This is a genomic window from Nonomuraea sp. 3-1Str, from assembly GCF_031570565.1.
Taxonomy (GTDB): Bacteria; Actinomycetota; Actinomycetes; order Streptosporangiales; family Streptosporangiaceae; genus Nonomuraea.
This window is the reverse complement of the sequence record NZ_JALHBK010000032.1, coordinates 16,451-32,272: the sequence shown is the minus strand read 5'-3', so window position 1 is coordinate 32,272 and position 15,822 is coordinate 16,451. Positions and strand designations below refer to the sequence as shown.

The following is a 15,822-nucleotide window of genomic DNA, read 5'->3' as shown; positions in this document are numbered from 1 at the left end:
CCGCGTGGACGGGGTCCCTAGGATCACGCGTATGGAAGAGACGATCACGTACCTGGAGATGACCGCACCCGAGCAGCTCGTGCCCGGCCGCGAGGTGGACGGTCTCACCCTGGAACGGGTGGACAGCACCTGCCGCGACCTCGCGCCCGTGCAGACGCGGATCGGCGCCCCGTACGGCTGGCGGGCGGCGCGGCTCACCCCGGAGGAGTGGCGGCGCAAGCTGGAGAGCGACCCGTTCGACTACTACCTGATCCGTCACAAGGGCGAGATCGCCGGCATGCTCGTGGTGCACCCGCAGGACGGGGGCGACATCGAGATCGAGACGTTCGGACTGGTCCCGGAGTTCGTCGGCCAGGGGCTCGGCGGGCACGCGCTGACGCTGTGCGCGCGGCAGGCGTGGGCGACCGCACCGCGCGACGGCGGCACGGCCCGGCGCGTGTGGCTGCACACCTCCAGCGCCGACAACCCGGCCGCCCTGCCGAACTACCGGGCCCGCGGCTTCCGCCCGTACCGCACGGAGACCCAGCACCCCTGACCCTCCGGCCCCCGCGGCGCCGCCGAGGACGGCCGCCGCCGGCCGCAGGTGCAGAAGCTTCGCGTCAGCCCCGTCCGAGGACGCAGAACTCGTTGCCCTCCGGGTCGGCCAGGACCTTCCACGGAACGTCGCCCTGGCCGACGTCGGCGGCGGTGGCGCCCAGAGCCAGCAGCCGGGCCACCTCCACCTCCTGATCCTCCACGGGGTCCGGCAGCAGGTCGAGATGGATGCGGTTCCGCCCGCTGTTCACGCCGGGCGTGCGAAGGAGCTCCAGATACGGGCCGACGCCCTTGGCGGAGCGCAGCACCGCGTGATCGTCGGTGACCTCGTGCAGGGTCCAGTCCACCGCCTCGTCCCAGAAGCGGGCCATGGCCCGCGGATCGGCGCAGTCGACCACCACCGCGGCGATCGGCCCGGTGTCCCGGTAGACCGGTCGAGGCTCCAGCACGCAGAACACGTTGCCCTCCGGGTCGGCCAGGACTGTCCACGGGACGTCGCCCTGGCCCACGTCGGCGGGCGTCGCGCCGAGCTCCTTCAGGCGCGCGACCAGCTCCGCCTGATGGGCGGCGGAGGTGGTGGCCAGGTCGAGGTGCACGCGGTACTTCACCGTTTCGGGGTCCGGGACGGTGACGAGGTCGACGTAGAAGGCGTCGGGGTCCGGCCAGTCGAAGCCCTCGGGTTGGAGGTTGGTCACGCCGGGTCCCTCGCTGGAGACGCTCCAGCCGAGCGCCTCCGCCCAGAACCGGCCGAGCGCTGAGTCGTCCCGAGCCTTGAAGTTCACCTGAACAAGTCGCAGCGCCATGCCGACGATCATATGCCCGGGCGGCCGTTCCCGGATGAGGGGAACGGCCGCGGGCGGGCTTGGTCAGGGAGTCACAACGGCGAGCTGGGAGACGTAGTCCTCGGTGGCCCACAGGTTGTCGTCAGGCCCGTCGGTGATGTCGAACGGCCCCGAGACGCTGGTCGGCAACGCGTACTCATTGATCGTCCCCGAGGTGGTGGTGCTGGCGACGTTGCCGGCGGTCTGCTCGGTGAACCACAGGTTGTCGTCCGCTCCGACGGTGATGCCCCACGGGAGGCTGTTGGGGTCGGAGAGCGTGTACTCGGTGAAGGTGCCGGTGGTGGTGACGTTGCCGACCTTGCCGTTGGCGTCGGTGTACCAGAGGTTGCCGTCCGGGCCGGTGGTGATCCCGATGGGGACAGCGCTGGACGGGGCGGTGAACTCGGTGATCGTTCCGCTGGTGGTGATCTGCCCGATGCTGCTGGAGAACGACTCGGTGAACCACAGGTTGTCGTCCGGGCCGGCGGTGATGCGCATCGGATAGACGCCGCTGGTGGGCAGCGGGTATTCGGTGATCGTCCCGCTGGTGGTGATGCGGCCGATCTGGTTGGCGATCGTCTCGACGAACCACAGGGCGCCGTCCGACCCGACCGTGATACCCCAGGGGTAGGCGTCGCTGGTGGGCAGCGGGTATTCGGTGATCGTCCCGCTGGTGGTGATGCGGCCGATCTGGTTGGCGTTCGCCTCGGTGAACCACACCGCGCCGTCCGGGCCGGTGACGAGGTGCGCCGGCTGGGAGTCGCTGGTGGGGATCGAGTACTCGGTGAACAGGCCCGCTGTCGTGACTTTTCCGATCTTGTTGGCGTAGTTCTCGGCGAACCACAGGTTGTCGTCCGGGCCGGTCGTGATCCCGATGGGGGCCGCGGGGGTGGTCGGTATCGCGATTTCGCTGATCGACGGCGCCTGCCGGGCTTCGGGCGCGAGCCTGTCCGGGGCGGTGTTGCGGGGCGCCGGAGGGAAGTGGCACTTGATGCGCCGGTGGTTCGGCATCTGCTTGAGCTTCAGGCAGATCGTCACCCAGGGCCGCGGAGGCGACGGCGGGCGCGGCGGGGCGGTGGACGCAGATACGTCCATGGGGGCACTTGCCGCCAGGGCCAGAGCCATGACCATGAGCGGGTAGCCCAGGCGCCGAGTCAGACGAGGCATGACATCCCTTCCAGAACAAGAGCGAACAGGGAACGCGGGTGGACCGCCGGTCACCGTTGCGTCGTCGGGATCTGCGGCATCGGGCCGCCGTCTGCGGATGCGTCCGGCATCGGCGCGCATGCTGGTCCGGGTCCTGCTCCAGGCCGTGGTGTCGCCTCAGGTGCGGCCCCCGCGACCCCAATATCTCCCACGGCCGCCGTTCGGCTTCGGCCTTCTGTGTCTGTGGCCCGTCATGGAAGCGCCAACTCGGTGGGTGGAGAGCGCCTTGATCGGTTCAAGGCCACCGTCGGATGCGCGCTGTGCGCCGCGCAGGAAGGGACGCGCCGCTCAGGCGACCGAGTGGGTGACGGTGCCGGTGTAGGCGCCTGCGACGGCGGAGGCCGGGACGGTGATGACGAGCGTCGGCTGCCAACTCGTGGATTGAGTGGTTACTGCCGCCTTGCGTCCGCTGAACGCGGTCACCGGCGCCGTCAGAGCGGCCTTCTGAGCGGCGGTGGCCTGGCCGGGGGCGCGGCTGCCGCCGCCCGATGCGGCGGTTGCGGGGCCGGACCAGTAGGAGACGTCGGCGGTCGTGATGGTCTGCGCCGGTGTTCCGGCTCCGGTGGTGAAGCTCGTGGCCGACACGGTCGCCGTCCAGGGGGGAACCCCTGCCCGGCTGTCGGACACGGTCACCGTCCCCAGCAGGGCGCTGATGGTGGCTCCCAGTGCGGCGCTGCCGAGATCCACCGAGGCGGGCACGGTGATCGTCAACGGGTCCGCGTGCCAGGCAACCGTCGCGAGGGGCACGAACCCGGAGGCCGAGGCGGCCGAGGAGGCCGAGAGCGCGGGCGTGTCGAGGGCGAGCAGCACGACGAGCGACGTCGTCAGCGGCAAGAGCGTTCGCGCGACGTCGCGGTTCGCACGGCTCGTCTTCATGTCGATTCCTCACACATCCCTCGGGGCGCCGCGGGTGGGGCATCTCTTCGACGGGCGGAAAGACCGATGGCAGCTTAGATCACATGATCCACGCCAGGTCCTGCGACCTCGTCCATGGACGGCAAATCCGCGGTAAAGACCACGACATGCACCAGTCACGCCCGGTCGCCCGAACACGCCGCGCCGGCCTCGCCTCAGCCGCTCCGGCTGAGAGGCCGCGCGCATGCACCAGATCTTCCGTACTGTGCGGGTCCGCGCCTTCCGCCGGATATCGGTAACCACGATGACTGCCAAAAAGTCACCATATGGTCGCCAAGACTTGGCGTATGTCTCCCTCGGGCAGGCCTCTCCTCAGTGATCGCTACGGAGAATGTGCGCTCATAGGGACCGGCCACAAGGCAGGCGCTCAACGAGGGAGATCACCCGTGTCCAAGAGCCGTCTCGGCATCGTCCTGACAGGTGCTGCCAGCCTCGCGGCGGCCCTGACGGTGGCCCCGGCCGCACAGGCCACCACCTGTCCTGCGTCCACCACCTGCTCCACGACGGTGACCTTCACCGTGACCGCCGCAAGCGGGCTGACGATCACCGTGCCGACCAGCCAGGTCAACGTCGGGAGCGGTACGCCGGGCACTCAGATCAGTGGAAGCCTCGGCACGGTCACGGTGACCGACCAGCGCGCCGCCCTCAACGCCACCTGGGTGGCGTCGGCGGTCGCCGCGACGGGCGGCTTCACCACCGGCGGCGGCACCACCGCCGAAACCATCCCCACCAGCGCCGTCCTGTACTGGTCCGGCCCGGCGACCGCCACCACCGGCACCGGCACCCTCGTCCCCGGCCAGATCAACGCGGCCGCCGCGCAGTCACTGGATGTCTCGCGCACCGCTTTCAGCAAGACGAGCGGCTCCGGTGACAACTCCGCCGCCTGGAACCCGACCATCGTGATCAACGTCCCGTCCCAAGCGGTAGCGGGCACCTACACCGGCACGGTCAACCACTCCGTCGCCTAACTCGCATGCCCACCACCCTGCTCCCCCGGCCCCTCCGCGCGATGCTGCTGGTGCTCATCGCATCCGCGATGCTCGGCACTCCGGCGATCGCGCAGACAGGCCGGGGAGAAACGCGTCCCAGCGGCAAGAACAGCATCGGCATCAGGTTGCTGGAGATTCCGGCCAACCGGGTGGACGACCCGCGCTCGCACGCCTACATCGTCGACCACGTCAATCCCGGCACCACCTTCACCCGGCACATCGAGGTCTACAACGCCTCGCGCGAACCCCAGCGGGTGCGGCTGTACGCGGCCGGCGCCGGTATCAGCCGCGGCCGTTTCACCTTCGCGCCGGAACGAACCGCCAACGAGCTGAGCTCGTGGATCACGCTCAACCACGCCACCGCCGTCCTGCCCCCACACGGCAGGGCACCGGTCAAGGCCACCGTCGCAGTGCCCGCATGGGCTCCCGAAGGCGAGCGATACGCCGTCATCTGGGCAGAAGTCTCCGCCCCCGGAGCAAGCCGGCAGCAGGGCATCACCCTCGTCAACCGCGTCGGGATCCGCACCTACCTCGACGTCGGCCCCGGCGGGGAGCCGCCCACAGACTTCAAGATCGGCGAGATCGTGCCTCAGCGGACCGGCGACGGGCAGCCAAGAATCGAGGCCACCGTCGCCAACACCGGCCAGCGCGCCATCGACCTCGAAGGCCGGGTGACCATGTCGGGCGGGCCGAGCTCACTGAGCGCCGGCCCCTTCCCCGTGGAGCGCGGCACCACGCTGGCCCCCGGCCAGCAGGGAAGCGTCTCGATCCTGCTGGGCCGGGACCTGCCCGACGGGCCGTGGACGTTCAGCCTCACCCTCGAGAGCGGCCGGATCGAGCACACCCAGACCGGGACGCTCACCTTCCCGCGGAAGCCGGGAACGTGGGGCCTGGCGGCCTCGATGGACTCCCCGCTGTCCCTTCTCCTCGCACTCGCCGGCGCGGCGACCCTCGTCACCGCGGTGACCCTGCTCGTCGGCTTCCGCCGTTTCCGCGCGCGCCGCAAGCGCCCGGCCACACCCTTCCTCCGTGGTGACCTCGCCTGACGGCCCCCTGGATCGCCTCCAGCCGGGCACGGGGGGACAGACAACGACGAGGGACGCGATCTGTGCGAACCATCACATCCCGCACAACTTGCGGGTAGCGGCCGTGCATCCGGTGATATTCATGATCATATTGTTGGAGAGCGAAAGGATATTCGTGCGCATACGCAAGCTGGCAACCCTCCTGGCCGGCGCGTCCCTCGCCGCCACCACCACGCTGGTGGCGGGCGCCGCTCCGGCCGGCGCGACCGGACCCTGCGGCAGCAGCTACTCCCGGGTCGGGGTCTACGCCATCTCCAGAGGAGACGGGACCCGCACCGGCACGCTGGAGGTGTACTACAGCTCCAGCACCGGAAAGAACTGCGCTCTGACGTACGGCTACGGCGCCTACGCCGATACCAAGAGCTGGAAGAGAGTCACGATCTCAAGAGGTGACGGCAGCGGGGAGGACACCGATGCCGGGCAGTACAAGACCTACGCCGGCCCGGTGTACGTCTCGGCGCCCGGCCAGTGCATCGACGTCGCCGGAACGGTGCCGGACTGGGTGACCCGCGAGCTCAACAACGTGCACTGCGGCTGATCCGCTGCCGACCCCACCGGGCGCCCCCAGAGGACATGCGGGGATCGCCGAGCGCATCCACGCCTGAGGTGCGACAGCGCCCCGGCCCGCACGAGGCGGGCCGGGGCGCCGGGTCCCACGCCCCGCTGCCGTACGTGGCGAACGGCGCGTAGACCTCCGACTCCCAGGAGAGGGCGCCCAGCCCGCCGAAGCTCTTCAGACCGGTGACGAACGCCCGGAGCGAGTCGCGGACCTGGGCCGGCTTGTCGAGTGGCCCGCCGTACTCGACCTGCATGACCGGTCTGCCGAAGGACGTCCGAGGCGGATCTCTCCTCGCCCACGCCCTGCCCCAGCGCGCGGGTCAGCTCTCCGGGTGCACCATGAGAAGGACGGCGCGATTGTCCGCGGCGTGACCTCGGTACAGGTGCGGGCGAGCGGCATCGAACCGGATGGAATCGCCTTCGGCCAGGTCGGTGGGGGAATCGGCCGGGCCGGTGGTGACGCGTCCGTTGGTGAGCACGAGGCATTCCTCGACGCCGGGCAGGTGGGCGTCTGAGTGCTGGGTGCTCCCGGCGATGGCGACGTCGTAGACCTCCACGGTGCCGCGCAGCCTGATGCGGTGGAGCAGACGCGCGCTGACCGCATCGCCCTCCACCTGCGGCCGCCTGTCACCGGCGCGTACCACCTCCACCGTCGAGGCGGGCGTTTCCAGCAGCTCACCGAGGGACGCCTTCAGCGCGGTGGCCAGGGCCCACAGGGTGCTCAGGGTCGGGTTGCCCTGGCCCTGTTCGATGCCGTGCAGCGTGGTCTTGCTGATGCCACTGGCGGACGCCAGGTCGGCCAGCGATGTTCCGGCCGCCGTGCGCAGCCGGTGCACGTTCCGCCCAACGACTTGCGTAAGATCCATGCGTATCAGCATAGTGAGATAGCTGTACCAGTAAAATGATGCCGACTTCGGAGGCGACATGACAGTGACGCGGCTGCGCGACATTCCGGGCATCGGCGTGGACACCGTTGGTGACGCGGCCGACGCCGTGGCCGACCCGGAGTTCCTGCGTCTGGAGAATCTCGACACCGACCTGCGGCCGCCCGCCGTCGCCATCGCCGCCACGCACGCCGCCATCGACGACGACGCGGCCAACAGCTATCTGCCCTTCCAGGGGCGTCGCTCTCTTCGCGCAGCCGCCGCGGCGCACGTCGGGCGCATCTCAGGGCGCCACTATGACGCCGACACCGAGTGCGTCAGCGTGGCCGGCGGGCTCAACGGCATCCTCAACACCCTGCTCGCCACCGTGGAGCCCGGGCAGGAGGTCGTCCTGTGCGACCCGGTCTACGCCGGCCTGGTCAACCGGGTCCGGCTCGCCGGCGGCATCCCCCGCTTCGTCCCCGCACAGCCCACCCCGGACGGCTGGACCATCGACGCCGAACGACTCGCCGACGCCGTCGGACCCGACACGGCGGCGGTCCTGATGATGGGGCCGGTGATGCCGACCGGCCTCGTCCTGGACGACCGCCACTGGTCCGCCCTCGCTGACGCCTGCGAACGCCACAACGCCTGGTTGATCTACGACGCGGCCATGGAACGCATCCGCTTCGACGGCCGCCCCGCCAGCCACCCCGCGGCCCACGAGGGCCTGGCACGGCGTACCATCACCGTCGGTTCGGCCGCCAAGGAGCTGCGGCTCATCGGCTGGCGCGTCGGCTGGGTCGTCGGCCCTGCCGACATCATCGCCGACATCCGCCTGGTCGGCTTGACCAACGTCGTCTGTCAGGTCGGCCTGGCCCAGGACGCCGTGGCGGCCGCACTGGACGCGCCCGACGCCGATGCCGACGTCGCCGCCGCCACCGCCGAATGGCAACGGCGCTGCGAGGTGGTCCTGCACCAGCTCGCCGCCTACCCGGCCATCCGGCCGCACGGCGGCTGGTCACTCCTCATCGACACCAGACCCCTGGAACTGACCGCTGTCGAACTGTCCCGCCGCCTGTTCGACCGGTCCAAGATCGCCGCCACCCCCATGGACGGCTGGGGTCCCAGCGGACGGCACTACCTGCGACTCGTGTTCGCCAACGAACCCGTCGAACGCCTCACCAGCCTCGGCGACCGCTTCGGCCTGGCCGTCCGATGACAGGCAAGCGAACAAGCCTGGCCGGCGCCGTACGACGCCTACGCGCTCTCGGGCATCGGGGAGCGTCCTTGGATGCGCCAGGGCATGTGCTGGAGAGTCCAGGTGTTGCCGTCCGGATCGGCGAAGCGAGCGTAGTAGACGCCGCCCAGGTCCTCGATCGGACCCACGTCCGCACCGCGCTCGAGGAGTGCCTTACGGGCCTCCTCGATGTCACTCACCACCAGGTGCAGGCCGCGCAACGTGCCGACCGGCATGTCGAGGGACGAGATGCCCTCGGTCAGGGTGATCGAGCAGGCCGAGCCCGGCGGGGTGAGCTGAACGATGCGAACCCCGTCCGAGGGCCGCACGTCGACGTCCACGTGGAAGCCGAGGCGGTCGGCGTAGAAAGCCTTGGCCCGGTCGATGTCCGTGACCGGCACCGGGACGAGTTCGAGGAGAAGCGCACCGGGATGGACGGGCGGTCCAGTGAGGCCGGCCGGGATATCGGCGGTGTCGGCCGGGATTTCGGTCCGCGTGGGCTGGGTGTCGGTCATTACAGTTCGCCTTTCGAGGTCGTCTCGTTGAGCATCTCGGCGAGACGGTCGTACGCCTCGCCCGCGCCGCGTTCCATGGGGGTACGGAGCACGCTGTCGCGGACCTCCCGCGAGGGGTAGCGCACTGTGGTGGTCATCGCGGTTCGGCCGTCCCGCTCGTCGAAGACGGTGGTGACGAGGGCCTCACCTGCGTCCCAGCCGTCATGGACCTCGCTCTGGACCAGCCGGCCGGGCGCATCGACCTCGCGGAACACCCCGCGTTGGCCCAACTCGGCACCGTCCGGCCCGCGCGACACGAAGCGCCAGACGCCGCCCGGGCGCAGGTCGATCTCACAGACGACGAGGTGCCAGCCGCGCGCGCCGTGCCACCGCCGGAGCAAATCGGGCCGGGTGAACGCGTCGAAGACGAGCCGGCGGGGTGCGGCGAACGTCCTGGTGAGTACGAGGTCGGTGTCGGACACCGCCCGTACCGTCAGGCCTTCGGTCTGCTCCTGCCGCGACATCATGGGCTTTCCCGTTCTACGGTGTCCGGTCCGCCGGACTCGAGCTCGCCGAGCAGGTCGTCCAGCCTCTGATAGCTCTCCTCCCAGTAGGAGCGGTAGTTCGCCAGCCACTCCATGGCGTCCTTGAGCGGGCCGGCCTCCAGCCGGCGGGGCCTGCGCTGCGCGTCGCGGCCACGCGAGATCAGTCCGGCCCGCTCCAGCACCCGCAGGTGCTTGGAGATGCCCGGCTGGCTCATCGCGAACGGCGCAGCCAGCTCGGTCACCGTGGCCTCGCCCTCCATCAGCCGGGCCAGAATCGCTCGCCGGGTCGGGTCGGCCAGCGCGGCGAACGTCGCGTCGAGAACGTCGGCAGCCATGTTGATCACCCTTCGGTTTTATAACTGAATGGTTTTGTACCGTACCGGGTTCGGCCTCGTCAAGAGATTCGGTTCAGTGCCCCAGCTGACGGGTGATCATGGTTTCGCCTGTGCGGTCGATGACAGGCGGCACACGAGCGGACGGTTTCCAGGAACGTGATCCGGTCGGGGTCGATCCCGGGCGTGGTGGCGGCGGTGCAGATCAGGGTGCATGACGCCTCACCTCGTGGGGCGCGTCGTCCGCGCGGAGGCCCGGGAAGGGCAGAATCGGGGCGTGCGGATCGGGATGCTGGGGCCGTTGGAGCTCCGGGCGGATGACGGGACCCCTGTCGAGGTGGGCGGGGCGCGGCTGCGGGCGGCGCTGATCGTCCTGGCGCTCTCCCCCGGGCAGGTGGTCCCCATGGCGCGGCTGGTCGACGGGGTGTGGGGTGAGCGCCCACCCGCCGGAGCGGTCAACGCGGTGCAGGCGCTGGTGTCGCGGCTGCGCCGGGCGCTGCCCTCGCTCGCGATCGAGTCCCACCCCGCCGGCTACTTCCTGGCTGTCGAGCCGGACGCGGTGGACGTCGTGCGGTTCGAGCGGCTGGCCGCGGCGGGGCGTTCCGCGGCGGCGGGCGACCCGGCCGGCGGGGCGCGGATCCTGCGGGAGGCGCTGGCGCTGTGGCGCGGTCCGGCGCTGGTGGACGTGGCGGGGGCGGACTTCTTCGCCGCGCCGGTCGCCCGGCTGTCGGAGCTGCGGCTGTCGGTGCTGGAGGATCGGGTCGAGGCGGATCTCCGCGTGCCGTCCCTCGACGGGGCGGGTGCCGCGCTGGTCGTGGAGCTGACGTCTCTGGTCGCCGAGCACCCGCTGCGTGAACGGCTGGCGGGGGCGCTGATGCGCGCGCTGTGCGCGACCGGGCGGCGGGCGGAGGCGCTCGCCGTCTACGAGCGGGCGCGGCGGGCCCTCGCCGAGAACCTGGGCACTGATCCGTCGCCCGAGCTGTCGGCGCTGCACACCGCGATCCTGCGCGGCGAGGTGGCCGCAGCACCCGGAGCCCCTGCCGCGGCGGACGTCGCGGCAGGGGCTCCGGGCGCTGCGGTGCGGACGAATCTGCGGGTGCCGCTGACCGGGCTCGTCGGGCGGGAGAACGACCTGAAGCGGGTCGGCGACCTGCTGGACGGGCATCGGCTGGCCACGCTCACCGGCCCCGGCGGGTCGGGCAAGACGCGGCTGGCCGGCGAGGCGGCCCACGCGTTCCTCGACCGGCGGCCCGGCGGGGTGTGGCTGGTGGAGCTGGCGCCGGTACGGGAGGCGGCCGAGGTTCCGCGGGCGGTGCTGGCCGCGCTGCGGATCGGTGAGCAGGCGTGGGGAGGGCCCGTGCCCGAGGGCGACCCTGCCGACCGGCTCGTGGCCGCACTCCGAACCCGGGACCTGCTGCTCGTCCTGGACAACTGCGAGCACCTCGCCGACGCGGTGGCGGCGCTCGCCGACCGGCTGCTCGGCGAGTGCCCGCAGCTGCGGATCCTGGCCACCAGCCGCGAGCCCCTGGGGCTGACCGGCGAGGCGCTGTGGCCGGTCGAGCCGCTCGCCCTGCCGCCGGAGGACGCGGGCGCCGCCGAGGCGATGAGGTACCCGGCGGTCAGGCTGCTGGGTGAGCGGGCGCGGGCGGCGAACCCCGGGTTCGAGGTGAACAAGGGCACGGCGGCGGCCGTGGTGCGGATCTGCCGGGCGCTGGACGGCATGCCGCTGGCCATCGAGCTGGCGGCGGCACGGCTGCGCACGATGACCGCCGAGCGGCTGGCCGAACGGCTCGGCGACCGGTTCCGGCTGCTCACCGGCGGCAGCCGGGTCGCGCTGCCCCGGCACCGTACCCTGCGGGCGGTGGTGGACTGGAGCTGGGACCTGCTCTCGGACGAGGAGCGGGCGCTGCTGCGGCGGCTCGCCGTCTTCTCCGGCGGCGCGACACCGGAGGCCGCCGAGCAGGTCTCCGCGGACGGCGGCACTACACCGGAGGCCGCCGAGCAGGTCCGCGCGGACGACGGCGCCACACCGGACGCCGCCGAGCGGGTCCGCGCGGACGGCGGACTCGTCACCGGGCGGGCGGTGGGAGAGGCCGGGGGTGGTGAGCGGGTGCTCGGGCTGCTGTTCGGGCTGGCCGACAAGTCGCTGCTGGTGGTCTCCGACGACGAGGGACCGCGGTTCGGGATGCTGGAGACGATCCGGGAGTACGCCCTGGAGCGGCTGCGCGAGGCCGGCGAGCTGGAGCGGGTGCGCCGCGCCCACGCGGCCTGGTTCGCCGCGTTCGCCGAGGCCGCCGACCCCCGTCTGCGCCGCGCCGGCCAGGCCGTGTGGCTGCGGCGGCTCGCCGCCGAGCGCGCGAACGTGGACGCCGCCGTGCGCGACGCCCTCGCCGCGCGCGACCACGCGACCGCGGTACGGCTGGTGGCGGCGATGGGCTGGTGCTGGTTCCTCGACTGGTCGCTGAGCGGCCACAAGGCGGAGGGGGCACGACTGGCCGCCGAGGTGCTGGCCATGCCCGGCCTGGGCCTCCCGTACGAGGGCCCGGTCGAGGGAGCGGTGGAAGGAGTGTCGGAAGGAGCGGCGGACGGCAGGGTCGTGGCGGCGGCCTGTGCCGTCGCCGCGCTGTTCGAGCTGAACGGGCACGGTGACGAGCGGCGGGCCGGGGAGTGGATCCGGGCGGCCGAGGGGATCGCTGCGCGGACGTGGTGTCCCCACCCGCTGGCCCGGCTGATCGGGCCGCTCAGCCGCATGCCGGCCGACTCCGGCGCCTTGGAGGCGGGCGCGTTGGAGGGGCTGTTCGCCGACGAGGACCCGTGGGTGCGGGCCATGGCGCGGATGAACCAGGCCCTCACCTGGATCGAGGCCGGGCGCCGGCACGGTGAGGCGGAGGCGGCGCTGGAGAGCGCCCTGGCCGGGTTCCGGGCGATCGGGGAGCGGTGGGGCGTCTCCTCCGCGCTCACGGCGCTGGGCGGGCTGGCCTCCTGGCGGGGCGACCTGGAAGGGGCGGCGGGTCGTTACGAGGAGGCGATCGCCGTGGTCACCGAGGTGGTGCCCGGCGAGGACGTGTGGCAGATGCGGCTGAAGCTGGCCCACCTGCGGTGGCTGGGCGGCGACGCGGACGGCTGCGCGGCGGCCCTGGCGCGGGCCGAGCGGGACACCGAGCGGATCGGGCTGCCCGACGGGCGGGTGGCGGTCGCGTACACCAGGGCGGAGCTGGCCCGCTGGGCCGGTGACCACGGCGCGGCCCGCGCGTACCTGGGCCGGGCCGAGGACCTGGCGCGGGGCATCCCGGTGAGCTGGGGGTTCCGGGCGATGGTGCTGGACTCGCTGGCGTACCTGGACGCGCTGGCCGGTGACCTGGAGTCGGCGCGCGCCCATCGCGCGGCCGCGCTGCCCTGGGCGTTGCGGTCGATGAGCGCCCCGGCGGTCGGGCTGCTGCTGGTGGGCGTCGCCGACCTGGCCCTGCGGCGCGGACGGCCGCGCGAGGCGGCGCGGCTGCTGGGGGCGAGCCGCGCCGTGCGGGGCACGCCGGATCTGTCGCAGCCCGACGCGGCGCGCGTGGAGGCGGCCGTCCGGGACGCGCTCGGCGACGCGGGGTACGCCGAGGCCGAGCGGGGCGGCAGGGACGCGACGATCGCGACGGTGCGGGAGCTCGTCGCCCCCACCCTGACCCCCTGAGGCTAGCTGCCCGGGGGCACCGGGGTGAGGCGGTGGTCCCGCGGCGGCTCGACGCCGAGCAGGTGCCGTACGAGGAAGTCCCACTTGCGGCGGTTGACGTAGTGCTCGTACCCGGCGAACACGTGGTCGGCCCCCGGCACCACCAGCAGCTCGAAGTCCTTGTCCGCGGCGATGAGCCGCTCGGCCAGGCGCAGCGTCTGGTGCGGCGAGACCTGCGTGTCGAGGCCGCCGTGGACGAGCAGCAGCCTGCCGGCGAGCCGGTCGGCGAGGTCCACGTTGGACGCGGCGGCATACGTCTCCTCGTCGTACGGCCCGTTGTACGCCTCCGTCGTGCCCGGATCGCCGAACCGGGCGTCGTGCGGACCGGCTTCGGCCACCCCCACCGTGAAGACGTCCGGATGGCCGAGCATGGCCCGGACGGCGGCGTGACCGCCCGCGGAGATGCCGAACACCCCCACCCGATCGAGGTCCATCCACGGGCGGTCCGCGCCGAGCTCGCGGAGGGCGGCGACGTGGTCGTCCAGACCGCCGTCGCCGAGCCGCCGGTACGACGCGTCGTGGAACTCCTTGCTGCGCCCCGGCGTCCCGCGCCCGTCGAGGGCGATCACGACGAACCCGAGCGCCGCCACCGCCTCGGCGTCGTAGCCGTGCCAGCCGGGGTCGAACGAGGGGCTCACCCGGGTCACGGCCGGGAAGGGGTACAGGTGGTGCAGCACCGGATACCGCCGGGCGGGGTCGAACCCGTGCGGCCGGTGCAGCACCCCGTACACGTCGGTCCGCCCGTCCGCCGCCTTGACGCGGAATCGCTCGGGCGCGCTCCAGCCGGCCGCGACGAGCCCGGTGATGTCGGCGCGCTCCAGCTCGACCAGCACGCTCCCGTCCCGGCCGAGCACGCGGGTCACAGGGGGCGTGCCGGTGGTGGAGGCGGTGTCCACGACGTACCCGCCGCCGGGCGGCACGACGGCCGCGTGGTCCAGGTCGTCACCGGTGATCCGCTCCACGCCGGAGCCGTCCAGCCCGGCCCGGCACACGGTACGGCGGTACGGGTCGTCGGGGACGAGCCCGGAGGCGGTGAAGGTGACGACCCGGCGCGCCTCGTCCACGTGCAGGATCTCCTGGACCGCCCACTCCCCCGACGTCACCTGGTGGCGGAGCTCGCCGGTGCGCGCGTCGTACAGGTAGAGGTGGCCCCAGCCGTCACGCTGCGAGTACCACAGCACCTCGTCCCCGCCGGAGTCCCCGCCGGACAGGACGCGCACGAGGTGGGGCCGGTCGAGCCGCTGCGCCGGCTCCACCCGCGTGGCCCCGCTCTCCTCCACCAGGGTCGTCACCTCGCCGGTGGCCGGGTCGAGCCGGCGCAGCCGCAGGGTCCGCGCGTCCCGGGAGCGGCTCAGGTAGTGGACGGCCGAGCCGTCCTCCGACCACCACGCCCATCTCAGCAGGATCGGCGACATCGTCGGCATGGCCTCAGGCTCCGCGCGGGCGGGCACGGCCGCGCCCGTGGCCACGTCGAGCACGACCAGCTCGGCCTCCGGAAGCCTCTCGTCACCGGGGTACGGCTGGCGCAGCGTCACCAGCCGCGGCTCGCCGCCGTCCGCCGGCGCTGCCTCGACCAGGTGCGTGAGCCGTACGCCGTCCTGGACGGTGCGGTGCGTCAGCACGCGGGTGGAGTCGGGGGACCAGGCCACCGCGGGAGGCGCGTGCGGCAGGCCGAGGCGCTTAAGGAACGGGGAGTACATGAAGAAGTCGGGGCTCGCGCCGTAGTCGTGGCCGGCGTCGCCGTCGGAGGTCAGCGGCCGTTCCCCGCCGTCCTCCAGGGAACGGACCCACAGGTCGTGGCCGCGGCGGAACACCGCGAGCCGCCCGTCGGGCGAGCGCGCCTCCAGGGGGCCGGTCGGCGGCGGGCCCGGGACGCGCTCGCACGCCGAGCCGTCGGCCCGGCACCGCCAGCGCTCCCCGAACGCGTCGAACTCGACATCCCCGCTCCCCCCGTCGTCCCCGCCCGGCGGGCCGGTGAGGACGTCGAGGGCGGCGATCGGCAGCGCGCGGGCGTCCACCTGCTGTCCCGACGCCTCCGCCAGCGCGGCCGCGACCTTGTCGTGGTCGAACGCGGGCTGCCGCGTGCCCGCCTCCGGGTCCACGAGGACGAACCGCGTGCCCTCGGCGGCGTCCACCGCGTACCAGAAGCGGGCTCCCCCGTCGATCCACCGGGGCGTGATCTCGCCGCCGCGGACGAGCCGGCGGCGGTTGTGGCGGAGCAGCAGCTCGGCGGCCTGGTAGGCGGACGCGTCCAGGCGTGCCGGGGTGCCGGGCGAGATGTGGGGCGGCGTCATGGCGGTCGTTCCTCTCCTGCGGGGACCGCGTCGTGTCCGCGGCCCCCTCTGGCGGGTCACCGTGATGCTCGCGGAGGCCGCCGACAGCCGCCTGAGCGATCGTTGACAGATCGCTGACACGCACGCGCGGCGGCGGGCGGGGGCCGTGACATGCGCTCGCGCGGACGGTGAGCGGGAGCCGTCACATCCGCCCGCCCGGATGTGCCAGAGTCATGACGGCACACGCGC

15 protein-coding genes are annotated in these 15,822 nt (G+C 72.7%); 6 read left to right on the top strand and 9 right to left on the bottom strand.

The annotated features are described in order from the left end of the window. The first annotated feature begins 31 nt into the window (after positions 1-31). The gene (locus MTP10_RS35345) at positions 32-535 is read left to right on the top strand and encodes a GNAT family N-acetyltransferase (protein ID WP_310715290.1); all 504 of its coding nucleotides are present in this window, start codon (positions 32-34) and stop codon (positions 533-535) included. 64 nt (positions 536-599) lie between these two features. On the opposite strand, the gene MTP10_RS35340 is transcribed toward MTP10_RS35345, so the two are convergent. From MTP10_RS35340 to MTP10_RS35330, 3 genes are all read right to left on the bottom strand, one after another. After that, entirely contained in the window at positions 600-1,337 is a 738-nt protein-coding gene (locus MTP10_RS35340) for a VOC family protein (protein ID WP_310715289.1), read from the bottom strand. 63 nt (positions 1,338-1,400) lie between these two features. Continuing rightward, a complete protein-coding gene (locus tag MTP10_RS35335; RefSeq protein WP_310715288.1) occupies positions 1,401-2,522 on the bottom strand; it encodes a virginiamycin B lyase in 1,122 nt (373 codons plus the stop codon). Positions 2,523-2,849: 327 nt separating this feature from the next. Beyond that, the gene (locus MTP10_RS35330; RefSeq protein WP_310715287.1) at positions 2,850-3,437 is read right to left on the bottom strand and encodes a hypothetical protein; all 588 of its coding nucleotides are present in this window, start codon (positions 3,435-3,437) and stop codon (positions 2,850-2,852) included. A gap of 425 nt (positions 3,438-3,862) precedes the next feature. Here MTP10_RS35330 and MTP10_RS35325 point away from each other — a divergent pair, with 425 nt between their 5' ends. The 3 genes from MTP10_RS35325 to MTP10_RS35315 all read left to right on the top strand — a co-directional run bounded on the left by MTP10_RS35325 (position 3,863) and on the right by MTP10_RS35315 (position 6,088). Further along, the gene (locus MTP10_RS35325; protein ID WP_310715285.1) at positions 3,863-4,444 is read left to right on the top strand and encodes a hypothetical protein; all 582 of its coding nucleotides are present in this window, start codon (positions 3,863-3,865) and stop codon (positions 4,442-4,444) included. Between the two features lie 5 nt (positions 4,445-4,449). Further along, positions 4,450-5,511 (top strand): hypothetical protein, encoded by a 1,062-nt coding sequence (locus MTP10_RS35320; protein ID WP_310715284.1) that lies wholly within the window; start codon positions 4,450-4,452, stop codon positions 5,509-5,511. Between the two features lie 154 nt (positions 5,512-5,665). Beyond that, positions 5,666-6,088 carry a spore-associated protein A gene (locus tag MTP10_RS35315; RefSeq protein WP_310715283.1) on the top strand — a complete coding sequence of 141 codons (423 nt, stop codon included), beginning with the start codon at positions 5,666-5,668 and terminating at the stop codon, positions 6,086-6,088. Here the strand turns inward: MTP10_RS35315 and MTP10_RS35310 are convergent. Then, positions 6,066-6,362 carry a hypothetical protein gene (locus MTP10_RS35310; protein ID WP_310715281.1) on the bottom strand — a complete coding sequence of 99 codons (297 nt, stop codon included), beginning with the start codon at positions 6,360-6,362 and terminating at the stop codon, positions 6,066-6,068. The genes MTP10_RS35315 and MTP10_RS35310 overlap by 23 nt on opposite strands. Before the next feature lie 66 nt (positions 6,363-6,428). Next, on the bottom strand, positions 6,429-6,974 hold the full coding sequence (locus MTP10_RS35305; protein ID WP_310715280.1) for an XRE family transcriptional regulator: 546 nt from the start codon (positions 6,972-6,974) through the stop codon (positions 6,429-6,431). A gap of 58 nt (positions 6,975-7,032) precedes the next feature. Between MTP10_RS35305 and MTP10_RS35300 the strand changes: the two genes are divergently transcribed. Further along, a complete protein-coding gene (locus MTP10_RS35300; protein ID WP_310715279.1) occupies positions 7,033-8,193 on the top strand; it encodes a pyridoxal phosphate-dependent aminotransferase in 1,161 nt (386 codons plus the stop codon). A gap of 38 nt (positions 8,194-8,231) precedes the next feature. Here MTP10_RS35300 and MTP10_RS35295 read toward each other — a convergent pair whose 3' ends face one another. Genes MTP10_RS35295 through MTP10_RS35285 form a run of 3 tightly spaced genes read right to left on the bottom strand, consistent with a single transcriptional unit; the run spans position 8,232 to position 9,585 of the window. After that, positions 8,232-8,726: a VOC family protein gene (locus tag MTP10_RS35295; RefSeq protein ID WP_310715277.1), complete on the bottom strand. Its 495-nt coding sequence runs from the start codon at positions 8,724-8,726 to the stop codon at positions 8,232-8,234. After that, entirely contained in the window at positions 8,726-9,232 is a 507-nt protein-coding gene (locus MTP10_RS35290; protein ID WP_310715276.1) for an SRPBCC family protein, read from the bottom strand. The genes MTP10_RS35295 and MTP10_RS35290 overlap by 1 nt, the downstream gene beginning before the upstream one ends. Continuing rightward, the gene (locus MTP10_RS35285) at positions 9,229-9,585 is read right to left on the bottom strand and encodes a metalloregulator ArsR/SmtB family transcription factor (RefSeq protein ID WP_310715275.1); all 357 of its coding nucleotides are present in this window, start codon (positions 9,583-9,585) and stop codon (positions 9,229-9,231) included. Before MTP10_RS35285 ends, MTP10_RS35290 begins: the two co-directional genes overlap by 4 nt. A 274-nt stretch (positions 9,586-9,859) precedes the next feature. On the opposite strand from MTP10_RS35285, the gene MTP10_RS35280 reads away from it, so the two are divergent. Further along, entirely contained in the window at positions 9,860-13,261 is a 3,402-nt protein-coding gene (locus MTP10_RS35280; RefSeq protein WP_310715273.1) for a BTAD domain-containing putative transcriptional regulator, read from the top strand. Positions 13,262-13,263: 2 nt separating this feature from the next. Here MTP10_RS35280 and MTP10_RS35275 read toward each other — a convergent pair whose 3' ends face one another. Further along, positions 13,264-15,594, bottom strand: a complete 2,331-nt coding sequence (locus MTP10_RS35275; protein WP_310715272.1) for a DPP IV N-terminal domain-containing protein — start codon at positions 15,592-15,594, stop codon at positions 13,264-13,266. Between the last annotated feature and the right edge of the window lie 228 nt (positions 15,595-15,822).

Bases quoted from the DNA above. Each gene is read 5' to 3' on its own strand.
- MTP10_RS35345 (WP_310715290.1), top strand. From the start codon at position 32: ATGGAAGAGACGATCACGTACCTGGAGATGACCGCACCCGAGCAGCTC.
- MTP10_RS35340 (WP_310715289.1), bottom strand. From the start codon at position 1,337: ATGGCGCTGCGACTTGTTCAGGTGAACTTCAAGGCTCGGGACGACTCA.
- MTP10_RS35335 (WP_310715288.1), bottom strand. From the start codon at position 2,522: ATGCCTCGTCTGACTCGGCGCCTGGGCTACCCGCTCATGGTCATGGCT.
- MTP10_RS35330 (WP_310715287.1), bottom strand. From the start codon at position 3,437: ATGAAGACGAGCCGTGCGAACCGCGACGTCGCGCGAACGCTCTTGCCG.
- MTP10_RS35320 (WP_310715284.1), top strand. From the start codon at position 4,450: ATGCCCACCACCCTGCTCCCCCGGCCCCTCCGCGCGATGCTGCTGGTG.
- MTP10_RS35310 (WP_310715281.1), bottom strand. From the start codon at position 6,362: ATGCAGGTCGAGTACGGCGGGCCACTCGACAAGCCGGCCCAGGTCCGC.
- MTP10_RS35305 (WP_310715280.1), bottom strand. From the start codon at position 6,974: ATGGATCTTACGCAAGTCGTTGGGCGGAACGTGCACCGGCTGCGCACG.
- MTP10_RS35300 (WP_310715279.1), top strand. From the start codon at position 7,033: ATGACAGTGACGCGGCTGCGCGACATTCCGGGCATCGGCGTGGACACC.
- MTP10_RS35295 (WP_310715277.1), bottom strand. From the start codon at position 8,726: ATGACCGACACCCAGCCCACGCGGACCGAAATCCCGGCCGACACCGCC.
- MTP10_RS35290 (WP_310715276.1), bottom strand. From the start codon at position 9,232: ATGATGTCGCGGCAGGAGCAGACCGAAGGCCTGACGGTACGGGCGGTG.
- MTP10_RS35285 (WP_310715275.1), bottom strand. From the start codon at position 9,585: ATGGCTGCCGACGTTCTCGACGCGACGTTCGCCGCGCTGGCCGACCCG.
- MTP10_RS35275 (WP_310715272.1), bottom strand. From the start codon at position 15,594: ATGACGCCGCCCCACATCTCGCCCGGCACCCCGGCACGCCTGGACGCG.